Source organism: Pseudomonas sp. GM102, from assembly GCF_000282555.1.
Taxonomy (GTDB): Bacteria; Pseudomonadota; Gammaproteobacteria; order Pseudomonadales; family Pseudomonadaceae; genus Aquipseudomonas.
Genome location: NZ_AKJB01000150.1, coordinates 20,318 through 37,280, shown reverse-complemented (window position 1 = coordinate 37,280; position 16,963 = coordinate 20,318). Strand labels below are relative to the sequence as shown.

Annotated in this window: 11 protein-coding genes; 6 read left to right on the top strand and 5 right to left on the bottom strand. The window is 59.8% G+C overall.

Annotated elements, in window-relative coordinates; all coding sequences use genetic code 11:
- Positions 1-100: 100 nt before the first annotated feature.
- The 4 genes from PMI18_RS00345 to glnA form a co-directional block, all read right to left on the bottom strand.
- Positions 101-706, bottom strand: coding sequence for a DUF4124 domain-containing protein (locus PMI18_RS00345; RefSeq protein ID WP_033036922.1), 606 nt, complete (start codon positions 704-706; stop codon positions 101-103).
- Positions 703-1,218 (bottom strand): DUF4124 domain-containing protein, encoded by a 516-nt coding sequence (locus tag PMI18_RS00350; RefSeq protein ID WP_007907863.1) that lies wholly within the window; start codon positions 1,216-1,218, stop codon positions 703-705. The genes PMI18_RS00345 and PMI18_RS00350 overlap by 4 nt, the downstream gene beginning before the upstream one ends.
- A gap of 101 nt (positions 1,219-1,319) precedes the next feature.
- Positions 1,320-1,868, bottom strand: coding sequence for a chorismate mutase (locus PMI18_RS00355; RefSeq protein ID WP_007907862.1), 549 nt, complete (start codon positions 1,866-1,868; stop codon positions 1,320-1,322).
- Positions 1,869-2,002: 134 nt separating this feature from the next.
- A complete protein-coding gene (gene glnA, locus PMI18_RS00360; protein WP_007907861.1) occupies positions 2,003-3,409 on the bottom strand; it encodes a glutamate--ammonia ligase in 1,407 nt (468 codons plus the stop codon).
- Positions 3,410-3,739: 330 nt separating this feature from the next.
- On the opposite strand from glnA, the gene thiI reads away from it, so the two are divergent.
- A complete protein-coding gene (gene thiI / locus PMI18_RS00365) occupies positions 3,740-5,194 on the top strand; it encodes a tRNA uracil 4-sulfurtransferase ThiI (RefSeq protein WP_007907859.1) in 1,455 nt (484 codons plus the stop codon).
- 139 nt (positions 5,195-5,333) lie between these two features.
- Positions 5,334-7,154 (top strand): translational GTPase TypA, encoded by a 1,821-nt coding sequence (typA, locus tag PMI18_RS00370; protein WP_007907857.1) that lies wholly within the window; start codon positions 5,334-5,336, stop codon positions 7,152-7,154.
- Positions 7,155-7,380: 226 nt separating this feature from the next.
- On the opposite strand, the gene PMI18_RS00375 is transcribed toward typA, so the two are convergent.
- Positions 7,381-7,818 carry a YkgJ family cysteine cluster protein gene (locus tag PMI18_RS00375; protein WP_007907855.1) on the bottom strand — a complete coding sequence of 146 codons (438 nt, stop codon included), beginning with the start codon at positions 7,816-7,818 and terminating at the stop codon, positions 7,381-7,383.
- Positions 7,819-8,074: 256 nt separating this feature from the next.
- Here PMI18_RS00375 and PMI18_RS00380 point away from each other — a divergent pair, with 256 nt between their 5' ends.
- From PMI18_RS00380 to PMI18_RS00395, 4 genes are all read left to right on the top strand, one after another.
- Positions 8,075-10,525, top strand: coding sequence for a glycogen/starch/alpha-glucan phosphorylase (locus PMI18_RS00380; RefSeq protein WP_007907853.1), 2,451 nt, complete (start codon positions 8,075-8,077; stop codon positions 10,523-10,525).
- Positions 10,526-10,759: 234 nt separating this feature from the next.
- Positions 10,760-14,344, top strand: coding sequence for a DUF2339 domain-containing protein (locus PMI18_RS00385; protein ID WP_007907851.1), 3,585 nt, complete (start codon positions 10,760-10,762; stop codon positions 14,342-14,344).
- Positions 14,341-15,708 carry a DUF3999 domain-containing protein gene (locus PMI18_RS00390; protein WP_007907849.1) on the top strand — a complete coding sequence of 456 codons (1,368 nt, stop codon included), beginning with the start codon at positions 14,341-14,343 and terminating at the stop codon, positions 15,706-15,708. The genes PMI18_RS00385 and PMI18_RS00390 overlap by 4 nt, the downstream gene beginning before the upstream one ends.
- A gap of 241 nt (positions 15,709-15,949) precedes the next feature.
- Positions 15,950-16,960, top strand: coding sequence for a class 1 fructose-bisphosphatase (locus PMI18_RS00395; protein WP_007907847.1), 1,011 nt, complete (start codon positions 15,950-15,952; stop codon positions 16,958-16,960).
- Positions 16,961-16,963: the final 3 nt, after the last annotated feature.

Below are 16,963 nucleotides of genomic sequence, written 5' to 3'. Positions count from 1 at the left end.
TGCCCGCGAAGAATGCACCGCGGTTTTTCAGGTATTACGCGTCATCGTTCTTCGCGGGCAAGCCACGCTCCCACAGGTTGTGCGCCTTAATTGGCAGGCATCAGCGCCAGAAGAAGCTCTTTTCTTCTTCGGGTTTGTCTTTGAGGGGGCATTCCGGCCGTTGGCCGTAGTCGGTGAGGACGCAGGGTTTGACCTGGCGCCTCTGCGCGAGGGAAATGCGCTGCATGTGGAAGGGTTGATTGGCCGTGCGTTCGACGGTACGGCCCTGTTCGTCGAGGATTTCCACTGACAGGTGATGGCTGCCGCGATCGATGTTGCTCAGGGCGAACACCGGGCTCGGGCCGGGCTCAGCCGTGGGTTGGCCATCCAGCAGCAGACGATAGCGATGGCCCTGTTGCAGGCCGGGTTCGCTGGTAACGCTGACGATCAATTCACCGGCAGTGCTACGGATCGTGGCATCCGGGTCCGGCACCAGCACACGAAGCATGTCGTAATGAAACAGTGGTTTGGCTTTCGTGGCCGTCACTGGCGCGGCGCCGCTCGGGTTGGCCGACATTCGATTGCTGGTCGCCAGTGGTACACGCTTGGCATTACGGGTGCCCGGCTGATCGGTGAAAACCCGATTGCCCTGGGCGTCGATGTAGGTAAAAACCTCGGCCATTGCCGGCAGGCTGATCAGGCAGGCGACCAACAGCCAGCACCTCAAGGCTTATGCACCCGTTGTACGGTGAAGGTCACGGTGGGGCTCTGCTGCACGACGTTTTGCCCATCGATCACCTGAACCGCGAGGCGGTGTTCGCCACGGTCGATGTTCACCAGTTGCAGAATCGGCACGTTGCTCGGTTGGCCGTAGGGTTGATCGTCCAGTAACAGCCTCAATCGATGAGAGCCTTGCAGGCGCGGCTGGATCAATACACCGACAGTGAAGGTGCCGTTGTTGGCGCGCAGGGCTTCTTCGGTGGGCAAACCGGTCAGCTCCAGCACCTGATAGGCGCTGTTGGGCTGTTCACGGTTATTGGATTGCGCAGGCGCTACAGGCTCGCTCGGCGACTGGCGCTCGACGCTGTTGAGCGGTGGCAACTCCACGGGGTGAGCCTTTACGCCATCGGGCGGTTGATTGCTGTAGGCGGTGTTGCCGTTGGCATCGGTGTACTTGTAGATCTGCGCGGCGGCGGGCAGGGCGATCAGCACAAGCAGGCATAACAACAATGAGCGCATTGCAGGCTTCCATTGGCCGTTGGGCAAGTGTCCGGCCCTGTTCCGTTCTTGGCGACTAAGCGCTGAGCATAGAGCACTTCAGCGCACATCGGCAGGTCGGCTCAGCGGCTGGCGCTGCACAACTCAGCGGTGGCACGTACCTGGGCGAGCTCACGCAGTGGCGCTTGGGCACTACTTTTATTGGCCTTGGCCAGCCAAGCCGGGCACTGCGGGTCGTTGCGATAAGGGCTGAAATCGGCCAGTTGTTGCAGCAGGCGTTTTTGTAACCGGTCAAGTTGCGGGCGGATCTGCCCGACGAGATCGGGGCGAGGATCATTGGGCGCCTTGCCTTGTGCATGCCAGTCAGACAGATGTGCGTATTGCACCAGTTTGTTGGCCTCGATCTGCGCCGAGAAGAACTGTTCGACGGCTTCGTTGCTCAATTTATAGGCTGGTGCCAGGGCGACGGCGCCGGCAATGACTTCGCGCTCGCGCTGCCGGTCTTCGACCGGTTTGCCGCTGTCCCATTTGCTCAGCGCGACCTGATCGGCAATCGCCAGGCGTTCTTCGATGGTGCCAAGCAACGGGGCGAGGGCGGCAGGTGCCGGGCTGGCAAAAGCGCTGTTGGCCAGCAGGGCGGTGAGCAGGGCAAGGCATGGACGTAGGCGCATGGGGCATCTCGGCTTTATCGGATGAGGGCCATGATGCACGCAACCGGGCATCCGATGACAGACGGTCGCCCATAAAAAAGGCCTCCCGAAGGAGGCCTCTCTTTTGTCACGCCGCGTAGCGCGGCGCTACCGGATCAGCAGCTGTAGTACAGCTCATATTCCAGTGGGTGTACGAAGGTACGAACCTTGATTTCTTCTTCGCTTTTCAGAGCGATGTAAGCGTCGATGAAGTCGTCGCTGAAAACGCCGCCTTTGGTCAGGAACGCACGACCTTTGTCCAGCTCTTCCAGGGCTTCTTTCAGGCTGCCGCAAACTTGTGGGATCTCTTTCGCCTCTTCAGGCGGCAGGTCGTACAGGTTTTTGTCAGCTGCGTCGCCAGGGTGGATCTTGTTCTGGATGCCGTCCAGGCCAGCCATCAACAGTGCAGCGAAGCCCAGGTACGGGTTAGCTGCCGGATCCGGGAAGCGAGCTTCGATACGGCGAGCGCGAGGGCTGGACACGTAAGGAATACGGATCGAGGCCGAACGGTTGCGAGCCGAGTAAGCCAGCATCACTGGCGCTTCGAAACCTGGGACCAGACGCTTGTAGGAGTTGGTCGACGGGTTGGTGAAGCCGTTCAGAGCCTTACCGTGCTTGATGATGCCGCCGATGAAGTACAGAGCGGTATCGGACAGGCCGGCATAGCCTTCGCCAGCGAAGGTGTTCTTGCCATCTTTGGCGATGGACAGGTGAACGTGCATACCCGAACCGTTGTCGCCGTACAGAGGCTTAGGCATGAAGGTCGCGGTGCGGCCGTATGCGTCAGCAACGTTGTGTACGCAGTACTTCAGGGTTTGAACTTCGTCAGCCTTGGCAACCAGGGTGTTGAACTTCACGCCGATTTCGTTCTGGCCGGCAGTCGCCACTTCGTGGTGGTGAACTTCGATGACCAGGCCCATTTCTTCCATGGCGTTGCACATGGAGGTACGGATTTCGTGGTCGTGGTCGAACGGCGGAACAGGGAAGTAGCCGCCTTTGACGCCTGGACGGTGGCCTTTGTTGCCGCCTTCCACGTCCTGATCGGACATCCACGAACCTTGTTCGGAGAAGATTTTGAACATCGAACCGGAGATGTCGGACTTGAACTTCACTTCGTCGAAGATGAAGAACTCAGGCTCTGGACCAACGAATACGGTGTCACCGATACCGGTCGACTTCAGGTATTCCTCGGCACGCTTGGCGATCGCACGTGGGTCACGGTCGTAGCCTTGCATGGTCGAAGGCTCGATCACGTCGCAAACCAGAATCAGGGTCGGCTCTTCGGTGAACGGGTCGAGAACGGCAGTGGAGTCGTCCGGCATCAGGATCATGTCGGAAGCTTCGATGCCTTTCCAGCCAGCGATGGAGGAACCGTCGAACATTTTGCCTTCTTCGAAGAAAGCTTCATCCAGTCCATCGCGAGCCGGCATGGTCACGTGGTGCTGAGTGCCTTTGGTGTCCGTGAAGCGCAGATCAATCCACTTGACGTCATGATCTTTGATGAGTTGAACCGACTTCGACATAGTGTCCTCCGGGTGGCTTCGGGCTTAGTAGTGGATGCCCTTAGAATGTGGGTGATGCCGGCGCGAATACTCTGCCATGGCAACCTGCCTCACAAGGGAGCAAATTGCATGCCAGTGCCCCACCATGGGTTTTTTGCCCCAATATCACGCTTAAAAAGGTGCAATGCCTCAAAAAGCACAAAACATCGCCCTGTAATGTAGCGTCGAAATCCATAAATGACCTGTTTTGGTGCGCGCAAAACCTTCTGCACATTAACTGGTTAAACCTTGAGCAATTTCCGCTATAATCCGCGCCCCCCTTTTTCGGCTGGCCCAGCGCGCGCTGTTTTCATGAAACTAATCGTAAAAGTCTTCCCCGAGATCACCATCAAGAGCCGCCCGGTACGGATGCGTTTCATCCGCCAGTTGGCTAAAAACATCCGTACCGTGCTCCGCGACCTGGACCCGGCTGTGGTGGTGAACGGTGTGTGGGACAATCTCGAGCTGGAAACCCGCGTCAGCGAGCCGAAAGCCCTGAAGGAGATGACCGAGCGCCTGAGCTGCATGCCGGGCATCGCGCATTTCCTGCAGGTCGATGAATACCCGTTGGGCGACTTCGACGACATCGTCGCCAAGTGCAAGCAGCATTTCGGTGACGCCCTGGCCGGGAAGATCTTTTCGGTGCGTTGCAAACGTGCCGGCAAGCACGAATTCAGCTCCATGGACGTCGAGAAATACGTCGGCAGCCAACTGCGTCGTCAGTGCGGCGCCGCCGGAATCTCGCTCAAAACGCCTGCAATCGAAGTTCGCATCGAAATTCGCGACAAACGGTTGTTCGTGATCCACAGCCAGCACAACAGCATCGGCGGTTATCCGCTGGGTGCCCTGGAACAGACGCTTGTACTGATGTCCGGTGGCTTCGACTCCACCGTCGCCGCCTACCAGATCATGCGCCGCGGGCTGATGAGCCATTTCTGCTTCTTCAATCTGGGCGGACGTGCCCATGAACTGGGCGTCATGGAAGTCGCGCACTTCATCTGGAAGAAGTACGGCAGCTCCCAACGCGTGTTATTTGTCAGTGTGCCTTTCGAGGAAGTACTGGGAGAAATTCTCGGGAAAGTCGATAACAGTCATATGGGCGTAGTTTTGAAGCGTATGATGTTGCGCGCTGCTTCCCGTATTGCCGATCGACTGGAGATCGAAGCGCTGGTCACCGGCGAAGCGATTTCCCAGGTATCGAGCCAGACGTTGCCGAACCTGTCCGTGATCGACTGTGTGACCGACAAGCTGGTCTTGCGCCCGCTGATCGCCAGTCACAAGCAGGACATCATCGACCTGGCCAACGAAATCGGTACTGCCGATTTCGCCAAGCACATGCCGGAATACTGCGGGGTCATCTCGGTGAACCCAAAGACCCACGCCAAGCGTCCACGCGTGGAGCATGAAGAGAAAGAATTCGACATGGCGGTACTCGAGCGTGCGCTCGAGAACGCCAAACTGGTGCCGATCGATCGCGTGATCGACGAATTGGGCCAGGATTTGCAGATCGAAGAAGTCAGCGAAGCACTGGCGGGCCAGATCATCATCGACATCCGTCACCCGGATGCCGCTGAAGACGAGCCGCTGGAACTTGCTGGCATTGAGGTGCAGACGATGCCGTTTTATGCATTGAACGCTCGTTTCAAGGAACTGGACCCTACTCGCCAGTACCTGTTGTATTGCGACAAAGGCGTGATGAGTCGCCTGCATGCCCACCATTTGCTCAGTGAGGGGCATGCCAATGTGCGCGTTTATCGACCGAGCTAAGTGCCCGGGGCTGTTTGCCTGTGGCCTGCGTCACCGGCCCCCCGACGCCGCCGTCAAGCTGTAACGGCTTTGCCGGACTCTACTGTAAATCGCTGCCAAGACTTGTCAGCACACCGAATCCTCTGATCGAGATACACAAGTGATCGAAAATCTACGCAACATCGCCATCATTGCTCACGTTGACCATGGTAAAACCACCCTGGTAGACAAACTCTTGCGTCAATCCGGCACCCTGGAGCGCAACGAGCTCAACGACGAGCGCGTGATGGACTCCAACGACCAGGAGAAAGAGCGCGGTATTACCATTCTGGCGAAAAACACCGCCATCAACTGGAACGGCTACCACATCAACATCGTGGACACCCCGGGCCACGCCGACTTCGGCGGCGAAGTAGAACGCGTAATGTCGATGGTCGACTCCGTTCTGCTGCTGGTTGACGCTCAAGACGGCCCTATGCCGCAAACCCGTTTCGTGACCAAGAAGGCTTTCGAAGCCGGCCTGCGTCCAATCGTGGTCATCAACAAGGTTGACCGTCCAGGCGCGCGTCCGGACTGGGTTCTGGACCAGATCTTCGACCTGTTCGACAACCTCGGTGCTACCGAAGAACAGCTGGACTTCAAAGTCGTCTACGCCTCGGCCCTGAACGGCATCGCCGGTCTGGAACACACCGACATGGCTGAAGACATGACTCCGCTGTACCAGTCGATCGTCGACAACGTACCTGCGCCGAAAGTCGACCGTGACGGTCCGTTCCAGATGCAAATCTCCGCTCTGGACTACAACAGCTTCCTGGGTGTTATCGGCGTTGGCCGTATCGCTCGTGGCCGCATCAAGCCGAACACTCCGGTTGTGGCTATCGACGCCGACGGCAAGAAGCGTAACGGTCGTATCCTGAAGCTGATGGGTCACCACGGCCTGCACCGCATCGACGTTGAAGAAGCAGCTGCCGGCGACATCGTCTGCATCAGCGGCTTCGACCAGCTGTTCATCTCCGACACTCTGTGCGACCCACTGAACGTCGAAGCGATGAAGCCGCTGACCGTTGACGAGCCAACCGTTTCCATGACCTTCCAGGTAAACGACTCGCCTTTCTGCGGTAAAGAAGGCAAGTTCGTCACCAGCCGTAACATCAAGGAACGTCTGGACAAAGAACTGCTCTACAACGTTGCCCTGCGCGTTGAAGAAGGCGACACCGCCGACAAGTTCAAAGTCTCTGGCCGTGGTGAGCTGCACCTCTCGGTACTGATCGAAACCATGCGTCGCGAAGGCTTCGAAATGGGTGTTGGTCGTCCGGAAGTGATCATCCGCATGGTTGACGGCGTCAAGCACGAACCGTACGAAAACGTGACCATCGACTTGCCGGAAGAATCGCAAGGTTCGATCATGGAACAGATCGGTATCCGTAAGGGCGACCTGACCAACATGGTTCCGGATGGCAAGGGCCGTGTGCGCCTTGAGTACAACATCCCGGCTCGTGGCTTGATCGGTTTCCGTAACGAGTTCCTGACCCTGACCTCCGGTGCAGGCATCCTGACCTCGATCTTCGACCGTTACGACGTGATGAAGTCCGGCGACATGTCCGGTCGTCAGAACGGCGTGCTGGTTTCGGTTGCTACCGGTAAGGCTCTGACTTACTCGCTGGAAACCCTGCAAGCTCGCGGCAAACTGTTCCTGGGTCACGGTGAAGACGTGTACGAAGGTCAAATCGTCGGCATCAACAGCCGCGACAACGACCTGGGCGTCAACCCAACCAAAGGCAAGAAGCTCGACAACATGCGTGCTTCGGGTAAAGACGAAACCATCGCTCTGGTTCCGCCTATCCGCTTCACCCTGGAGCAGGCTCTGGAATTCGTTCAAGAAGACGAATTGTGCGAAGTCACTCCTAAGTCCATCCGTCTTCGTAAGAAGATCCTGGGCGAAAGCGAGCGTACCCGCGCTGCCAAGAAAGCTGGTAACTGAGTTTCGACTTAGTTAACGCTTAAAAAAACGCCCCCGACCGCAAGGTCGGGGGCGTTTTTGTTTGTCTGGGGTTTGTGCGGTGTTTGTGCCGGCCTCTTCGCGGGCACGGCCTCTTCGCGGGCAAGCCTCGCTCCTACAGGATGGCGGTGCGTGCAAGGAGCGTGACATCACCTGTAGGAGCGAGGCTTGCCCGCGAAAGCAATCTGTCAGACAACGAAGATAGGAATCAGAACTTGTCCAGCGTCCGCGGATTGGTCTCGCGCACCACTTCTTTTGGCTTGTATGCGCAATACCCCGGCCGCGGTCCGATCTTCGGGTGGTTGCGGCAGGTGTCCGGGCGCTTATCATAAATAGTGCACAAACGGCTCTTACGATCCAGATACAGGCAATCGTTGTTGCTCATGCGCTGAAGGGTGAAGATCTCGGACTTCTGGTTATAGCGCTCGACGATACCTTCCTTCTGCAAACGCTTGGCGATGTTCTTCGGCGGATCGCCACGCTCGAATTCGTCGACGATGCCGATACGGATCAGATCCTTGATCTTGACCTCGACCGGCAAGGTACAGCAGCTGGACACGCAGGAACCGCACATCGGGGCAGAGTACTTGGCCCAGGTATCGAGGCGATCGATCTCCGCGGCGGCGATCAGGTTGGGCTTCATCATCGGTTGTTACCAGCGTGTGCATCAGGGCGCGCGATCATACCGGGACTGGTGGATTTTTGAACAACCTTTCGCCAGATTTTTTCGCTTGGCGCAAAATAATCCCTGTGTCCGGCACGGCCCCTGCATTGTTTCTGGCACGCGACAACGTAATGTCGACCTATCTCGCACTAACAGGAAAAACTGCCGAACCAGAGTCTCAATGGTCTGTCAGACCGACTAGGCTCAGACAACTTCACGCTCGCTCGAGGTCCTATCGATGACTCAAGAACCACTTGTTCGCGAAGCAGAGGTGGCCGCATTCCGCGACGCCGTCTTGACCAAGCTTACCTACGCGGTGGGCAAAGACCCTGATCACGCCTTCGACCACGACTGGTTCGAAGCCATCGCCCTGGCGGCGCGCGATCACATGGTCGAGCACTGGATGGACCACACCCGGCAGATCTACCGCAAAGGCCAGAAACGGGTTTATTACCTCTCCCTTGAATTCCTGATCGGCCGCTTGCTCTATGACAGCCTGAGCAATCTTGGCCTGCTTGATGTGGCTCGCGAGGCCATGACCGAACTTGGCGTCGACATTGAACGCATCCGTCTGCTGGAACCCGATGCGGCATTGGGTAATGGAGGCCTCGGGCGCCTGGCGGCGTGCTTCATGGAAAGCATGTCGACCCTCGGCATCGCCGGCCACGGTTACGGCATACGTTACGAACACGGTTTGTTCCGCCAGGCCATCGTCGACGGCTGGCAGCAGGAGCAGACCGAACACTGGCTGGATTTCGGCAACCCATGGGAGTTCGAGCGGCCGGAGGTCGCCTACCCGATCGGTTTCGGCGGTAGTGTCGAAACCGTGACCGATGAAAACGGCAAATCCAGGCAAGTCTGGTCCCCGGCGGAAACCGTGCGGGCCATTGCCTATGACACCCCAGTGGTCGGTTGGCGCGGCGCAAGTGTCAACACGCTACGACTGTGGCGTGCCCGGGCCATGGAGGAGTTGCACCTGGAACGCTTCAATGCGGGCGACCACTTGGGCGCGGTAGCAGAAGTGGCCCGGGCCGAAAGTATCTCCCGCGTGCTCTACCCGGCGGACAGCACCGAGGCCGGCCAGGAACTGCGTCTGCGTCAGGAATACTTCTTCGTCGCCGCGTCCCTGCAGGATTTGCTGCGCCGCCATCGCAACATGCACACCTCGGTGCTGACCTTGGGCGATCACGCGGCCATTCAACTCAACGACACTCACCCCTCGATTGCCGTGGCCGAGCTGATGCGTCAGTTAGTCGACGTCTATGACGTGGCGTGGGATGCGGCGTGGCAGGTCACCGTCGACACGCTGTCGTACACCAACCACACGTTGTTGCCGGAAGCGCTGGAAACCTGGCCGGTCGGTTTGATGGAACGGATGCTGCCTCGGCACATGCAGATCATTTACTTGATCAACGCCCAGCACATCGACTCGCTGCGAGCCAAGGGCATCCACGATTTCGACGTACTGCGTGCGGTGTCACTGATCGAGGAAGACAACGGTCGCCATGTGCGTATGGGTAACCTGGCGTTCCTCGGTTCCCATAGCGTCAACGGCGTGTCCGGCCTGCACACGCAGCTGATGCGCAACACCGTGTTCTCCGAACTGCATAAGCTCTACCCGGAGCGGATCAACAACAAAACCAACGGCATTACCTTCCGCCGTTGGCTCTACCAGGCCAACCCCGAGTTGACCGCGATGATGGTCGACGCCCTCGGCCCGGATCTGCTGGATAACCCCGAAGAGCGCCTGATAGGGCTGGAACCGTTTGCCGAGAAGACTGCATTCCGTAAACAGTTCGCCGAACAGCGCCTGCACAGCAAGAAAGCCCTGGCGTACCTGATTCATGAACGGCTGGGGATCGCGATCAACCCGGCGGCGATGTTTGATGTGCAGGTCAAGCGGATCCACGAATACAAACGGCAGTTGCTCAATCTGCTGCACACCGTTGCGCTGTACCAGGCGATTCGTGCCGAACCGGAAATCGACTGGGTGCCGAGAGTGAAAATCTTCGCCGGCAAGGCGGCAGCCAGTTATCACCAGGCCAAACTGATCATCAAACTGACCAACGACATCGCCCGGGTGGTCAACAACGACCCGACCGTGCGTGGTTTGCTCAAAGTGGTGTTCTTGCCCAACTACAACGTCAGCCTGGCGGAAAGCATCATTCCGGCAGCGGATTTGTCGGAACAGATCTCCACCGCCGGATTCGAAGCCTCAGGCACCAGCAACATGAAGTTCGGCCTCAACGGCGCGCTGACCATCGGCACCCTGGACGGGGCCAACGTAGAGATGAGCGAGCGCATTGGTGTCGAACACATGTTCATCTTCGGCCTCAGCGCTGAACAAGTAGAAGCGCGCAAGCGCAACCATGAGTTCAGCGCGGCGCCGGACATTGCCGCCTCCCATCGACTCAACGATGTGCTGCAAGCGATTCGCGGCGGGGTCTTCTCACCGGACGATCCGTCCCGTTACACCACGCTGATCGATTCGCTGGTGGACTATGACCGCTTCCTGGTCTGCGCCGATTTCGATTCTTACTGGAACGCTCAGATGCGGGTCGAGGCTCATTGGCACGACTCCAAAGAATGGTGGCGCTCGGCGGTGTTGAGCAGCGCGCGGATGGGCTGGTTCTCGTCCGACCGGACCATTCGCGAGTACGCCACGGATATTTGGAAGGCACTGGAGTAACTTTTAGCAATAATTGCGAGTCAGGTCCGACGGTTGTTGGGACGGACCGATATACTAAGCGCCAGGTTCTCCGGATGTTTCGGTGACCGCTGCGCGGTCGATCGCGGGCAAGCCTCGCTCCTACAGGTCATATGTCGTTCTTGCGACCTCTGCAAAACCTGTGGGAGCGAGGCTTGCCCGCGATGACGTCAGTGCAAACGCCACAAGGCAATGGGCCGCTTAGGGATATCGACCATGCAATGGATGTTCATGCTGATTGGGCTGCTGCTGGGCTGGCTGCTCGATGAGTCGTTCAGCGATGCGCTGTTGGGCGCTTTGCTCGGGCTGGGTATTGGCCAGGCCATTCGCATCGGCCGCTTGAGTACTCAAACCGCCGAGCAGCGACGCTTGCTCGATCAGGCGCAGGTTGCGCTGAATGCGGTCGAGCAGCGATTGGCATTGCTGGAAGTGTCGGGCGTCAAAACACCTGAAGCCAGTGAACCTGCGGCTAGCGAACCGGTTCCATCCCACGAAATCATTCTTGAGCAAGCCCCTGTCGCAGCCCCGGAGTTGATCTGGGAGCTGCCGCCCGAACTCGAACCCATCACAGCGGCCGCGGCCGAAGCCAGTCGTCCGCAGACAGATGCCTGGAAACCCGAACCGATTGCCCGTGAACCACAACAACCGACGGCGCCTCGCGGCCCGAACTTCATCGAGCGCGCTATCAGCGGCGCGCGCAACTGGTTGTTCGGCGGTAATACCGTGTTGCGAGTTGGCGTGGTGCTGTTGTTTCTCGGCTTGGCCTTCCTGTTGCGCTATGCCACCGAAGGCATGGTGGTGCCGGTCGAGTTGCGTTACGCCGGTGTCGCGGCGGCGGCCTTGGGCCTGCTCGCGTTGGGCTGGTGGTTGCGTCTGCGCAACAGCAATTACGCGCTGATGCTGCAAGGCACCGGGATTGCGGTGTTGTACCTGACCGTGTTTGCCGCGATGCGTCTGCATCCATTGCTCGACCCCACGGCTGCACTGGGGCTGCTGGTGGTGGTCACAGTGTTCTCGGCGATTCTCGCCATTACCCAGAACGCATTAGGCTTGGCCGCCGCTGCCGCACTGGGCGGTTTCGCCGCGCCGATCCTGACCTCCACCGGTGCGGGCAACCATGTCGCGTTGTTCAGCTACTTTGCCTTGCTCAACACCGGCATCCTCGCCATCGCATGGTTCAAGGCCTGGCGGCTGCTCAACCTGATCGGTTTTGTCGGCACCTTCGGCATCGGGTTTGCCTGGGGCCTGCGTTCCTACAAGCCTGAACTGCTGTGGAGCACCGAGCCATTCCTGATCCTGTTTTTCCTGATGTACCTGGCCATCGGCCTGTTGTTCGCCCGGCGCAAACTGCTGGAAATGAGCGATGCGCCCGCGGACGACAGCCGCGAGGCACTGCTGCACTGGTCGGCGCGCAAGGGCGATTACGTTGACGGCACGATGCTGTTCGCCCCTCCGCTGGTGGGCTTCGGTTTGCAGTTCGCGCTGGTGGAGCATCTGGAATTTGCCGCCGCCTTCAGCGCCTTGGCACTGGGCATGATTTACATGGGGCTGGCGCGGTTGCTGATGGGCGGTCGAGCGCTGTTGTTGGCGGAAACCTGTCTGGCACTTGGCGTGATCTTCGCCAGTCTGGCAATTCCGCTGGGGCTCGATGCGCGTTGGACCGCAGCCGCTTGGGCGGTGGAAGGCGCGGGGATTTTCTGGCTCGGCCTGCGTCAACAACGACCGCTGGCGCGAGCCTTTGCCTTGCTGCTGCAGCTGGGCTCGGCACTGGCCTTTCTCAGTGAGCTGCGGACCGGTGAGAGCAGCCTGCTCGATGGCGCACCGTTGGGGGCGCTGATGCTCGGTGTGGCGCTGCTGTTCAGCTTCTACCAATTACGCAAAGCGTTGCCTGAACAGGCGTCGCAGTGGGAGCGCCGAGGGCTGCCGGTACTGGCCTGCCTGGGGCTGACGTTCCTCTATCTGCTGGCGCCGCTGTTCTTCTTCACCCACGGCACGGCGATCAGTTGGGCGCTGGCCGGGTTGGCGACGCTGTTTGTCGGCTTGCGCCTGCAATCGCGAACCTTCCTGTTCACTGCGTTCGCCGTGCAACTGCTCGGTGGTGCGTTGTTCCTGTTGCGGCTGCAAGGGGCGGGCGGTGAGTCCGCCGCGGTGTTCAGCGCCGGTTGGAGCGGGTTGCTCAGCGCGTCCCTGATCGGGTTGGCGTTGATCGCCGGGATGTTACTGGCGGCCCGCGACGAAATGGTGCGCAGTGATGTGCGTTTGCTGCGCGGCTTGTCAGTGGTGTTGCTGGCCGGCCTGGTGCTGATCAACCTTGCCGTGTTGTTTGTGTTGCCATGGCAAACCGCGAGCGCGGTGTGGGCCGCCAGTGGTTTGTTCATCATCTGGTTGAGCCTGTACCTGAAGCAGCGGGTGAGTTTTGTCTTTGGTCTGCTGTTGCAGGTGATCGGCGGCGCGGCGTTCCTGTTCGCCGGGCCAGACCTGCTCGGCCCGCTGCTCCGCGAAGGGTTGCGGCCGCTGGCGCACAGCGGTTTCTGGACGCCGCTGGTGCTGGGGCTGGCCGCCTTCGTCGGGGCCTGGCGTTTGCAGCTCGGCAATCATGCCTCGGCCTTCGATGGGTTGAGCCTGCAGCGCTTGTCCGAAGTATTGCTGGTGTGGGGCGCGGGTTGGTGGGCGCTGGCGTGGGTCAGTGAAGTGCTGCGCTTTGCGCCGTTGAATCTGCAAGCCACCTTGTTGCTGGCCGTCGCCGCCGTGAGTGTCGCGCTGTGGACGGTATTGGCGCTGCGCCTGAAGTGGTCGTCGCTGGGTTGGCTCTGCACCTTGTTGATTCCCGCTGCCGGTCTGGTGCTGCTCGCGGCCTGGCATTCGCGTTATCACCCGGCCGCCAACTTCGGCTGGCTGGTTTGGATCGCGGTGTTTGTCGTGCATTTCATCTCGCTGCGGCGTCTGGCGCCGACGCTGCCCGCAACAGCCCTGAGCACCGCCCATGTGCTCGGCTGCTGGCTGTTGATTGGCGTGTTGGCCCTGGAGCTGCGTTACGGTCTGCTGCTGTTGTCGGAGCAGTACAACGCCTGGCGCTGGCTGGGCTGGGCGATTCTGCCGAGCCTGTATCTGGTGCTGATGGCTGCACCGCGTGCATGGCCATGGCCGGTATCGGAGTATCCCCGCGAGTACCGGCTCTATGCCGCTGCGCCGTTGGCGTTGTTGATGCTCGGCTGGTTCTGGCTGGCGAACATCGCCAGTGACGGCACCGCCGAGCCACTGCCGTATGTGCCGCTGATTAACCCGCTGGAGCTGGGTCTGTTGTTTGCCCTGTTCGGCGTTTACGTCTGGTCTCGAAGCGCCGTGACGCAACTGGCGATTCGCAAGGAGTACGCCGATAACGTCACGCAAGTGATTGCCGGGGTTTCGCTGTTCGTCTTCTTCACTGCGTTGGTGATGCGCGCGGCTCACCACTGGGGCGGCGTGCCATTCGCGCTGGATCTGCTGCTTGGGTCGATGTTGGTGCAGGCGGGCCTGTCTATTGTCTGGACCCTGATGGCCCTGAGTCTGATGATCGGTGGGCATCTACGTCATCGGCGCGAAGTCTGGCTGATCGGCGCGGCGCTGATCGCGCTGGTGGTCGCCAAGCTGTTCTTCGTTGAATTGAGTAACCGTGGCGGGCTGGCGCGGATCGTGTCGTTTATCGGCGTTGGCGTGTTGCTGTTGGTGGTGGGCTATTTCGCTCCGTTGCCACCCAAGCGTGCCGAGGCTGTGTCGGATATTGAAAAACCGGCCCCTGAAACCGAAGGAGTGTCGTCTTGAGTCAGAAGCTGAACCTGGGCTGGTGGGGTGCTGTTGTACTGGGCGTGACACTGTCGGCCGGCGCGCAGGAAAAACCGGCGGACTTTGCCGCGCAGGTGCCGCTGTCGGTGAGTGGCGAAGGCCCGTGGTATCGCCTGGAATTACCCTTGGGCGTGCAATTGAAGGCGCGACAAACCGATCTCAGCGATCTACGCGTGTTCAACGCCGCCGGTGAGCCTCAGGCGTATGCTCTGGCCCGGGAACCTGCGCAGACCCGCGAAAACCGTATGCTTCACGACGTGAAGTGGTTCCCGTTGTACAACTCGGCGGATGCCACCGAACGTGCGCCGAGTGTGCGCGTGCAATCGAACACCAACGGCACGTTGATCGAAGTGCAGCCGTCCAGTCAGTTGGAGGCAGGCGAAGAAGAGCTGCGCGGCTGGCTACTCGATGCCAGCCGCATCAAGGCGCCGTTACAGCAATTGATCCTCGATTGGACCAGCGATCGCGACGGCTTCCAGCGTTTCAGCATTGAAGCCAGCGACGATTTGCAGCATTGGCAGTCGTGGGGCGAAGGGCAGGTGGCCCGCCTGACGTTTGCCGACGAACGGGTCGAGCAACATGAAGTCGGCCTGCCGGGGCAATCGGCGCGTTACTTGCGCTTGCTGTGGAGTTCACCGCAATCGGCGCCAGTGCTGACGTCGGCGCAACTGGAAAGCACCAACCCGCGCACCTTGCCGCTGCCGTTGGTCTGGTCGCAACCGTTGGCTGGCACCAGCGTGAAGGCCGGTGAGTACATCTGGCAATTGCCGATGGGGTTGAACGTCCAGCGCTTGCAGATCGAGCTGAATCAGCCCAACAGCCTGGCACCGGTGACGTTGTCGGGTCGTCGGGAAACCAGCCTGCCGTGGCAAACGCTGACCAGCGGTTTGCTCTACCGCTTGACCCAGAATGGCCAGGACGTGGTGCAGAACGAATTGCAGCTGCCGGGCCAGACCGTGCAGCAATTGAAGCTGACGGTGGATGAGCGCGGCGGTGGCCTGGGCGCCGAAGCACCGACCGTCCGATTTGCCGTGCGCTCCACGCAACTGGTGTTCCTGGCGCGCGGCGCCGGGCCTTATACGCTGGCGCTGGGGAGTGCGACGGTGAAGGCGGCGAGCTTGCCGTTGTCGACGCTGATTCCCGATTACAGCGCTGCGAAGCTGGCGGCGTTGGGCAAGGCGACGGTGGAGGGTGGGGTCGTGGTGACTCCGGCGGCGACCGTGCCAACGGTGGCGGACACGAACTGGAAGAAATTCGGGTTGTGGGCGGTGCTGTTGCTGAGTGTGCTGGTTCTGGGGGCCATGGCCTTCAGCTTGCTGCGCAAGCCACCCGTCAAATCCTAGGCTGGCGTTTCGCGCCAGATCGCGGGCAAGCCTCGCTCTTGTAGGAGCGAGGCTTGCCCGCGAAGGCGTCCTTCCTGCCACCAAAAATATTGAAACTGCCGCCAATCACGGCCCCATTTCGAACTACGCTCAACCCCGCACATGAACTCTATTGGGTGTATCACGTCTGATAGGAGGAAATGCGCCCCGACTCGCGTTAAACTGCGCGGGTTTTTAGCCCCCCATTCCACCGGAGCCTTCCATGTCCCGCGTTACCTTGAGTCGCTATTTGATTGAGCAGACCCGCAGCAACAACACTCCTGCCGATCTGCGCTTCCTGATCGAAGTGGTGGCGCGTGCCTGCAAGGAAATCAGCCACGCCGTGTCCAAAGGCGCCCTGGGTGGCGTTCTGGGCAGCATGGGCACTGAAAACGTCCAGGGCGAAGTGCAGAAGAAGCTCGACGTGATCTCCAACGAAATCCTGCTCGAAGCCAACGAATGGGGTGGTCACCTGGCCGGCATGGCGTCCGAGGAAATGGACAACGCCTACCAGATCCCGGGCAAATACCCGAAAGGCGCGTACCTGCTGGTATTCGACCCGCTGGACGGTTCGTCGAACATCGACATCAACGCCCCGGTCGGCACCATCTTCTCGGTTCTGCGTTGCCCGAACGAATACCTGAGCCAGAACGAGCCCTTGAATGAAAAGGCTTTCCTGCAGCCAGGTACCCAGCAAGTGGCCGCCGGTTATGCCATCTATGGTCCACAGACCATGCTGATCCTGACCCTGGGCGACGGCGTGAAAGGTTTCACCCTGGACCGTGAAATGGGCAGCTTCGTCCTGACCCACGAAGACATCACCATTCCTGAAACCACCCAGGAATTCGCCATCAACGCGTCCAACCAGCGTCACTGGGAAGCTCCGGTACAACGCTACGTCAGCGAATTGCTGGCTGGCGAAGAAGGCCCGTTGAAAAAGAACTACAACATGCGCTGGGTCGCGGCGATGGTCGCGGACGTGCACCGTATCCTGACCCGCGGCGGTCTGTTCATGTACCCACGCGACAGCCGCGAGCCGTCGAAGCCGGGCAAACTGCGCCTGATGTACGAAGCCAACCCGATGTCGTTCCTGGTGGAACAAGCGGGTGGCGCATCCACTGACGGCCACCAGCGCATCCTCGACATCCAGCCGGAAGGCCTGCACCAGCGTGTTGCGGTGTTCCTCGGTTCGAAAGAAGAAGTTGCCCGCGTCACGGCTTACCACAAGGAATAAACC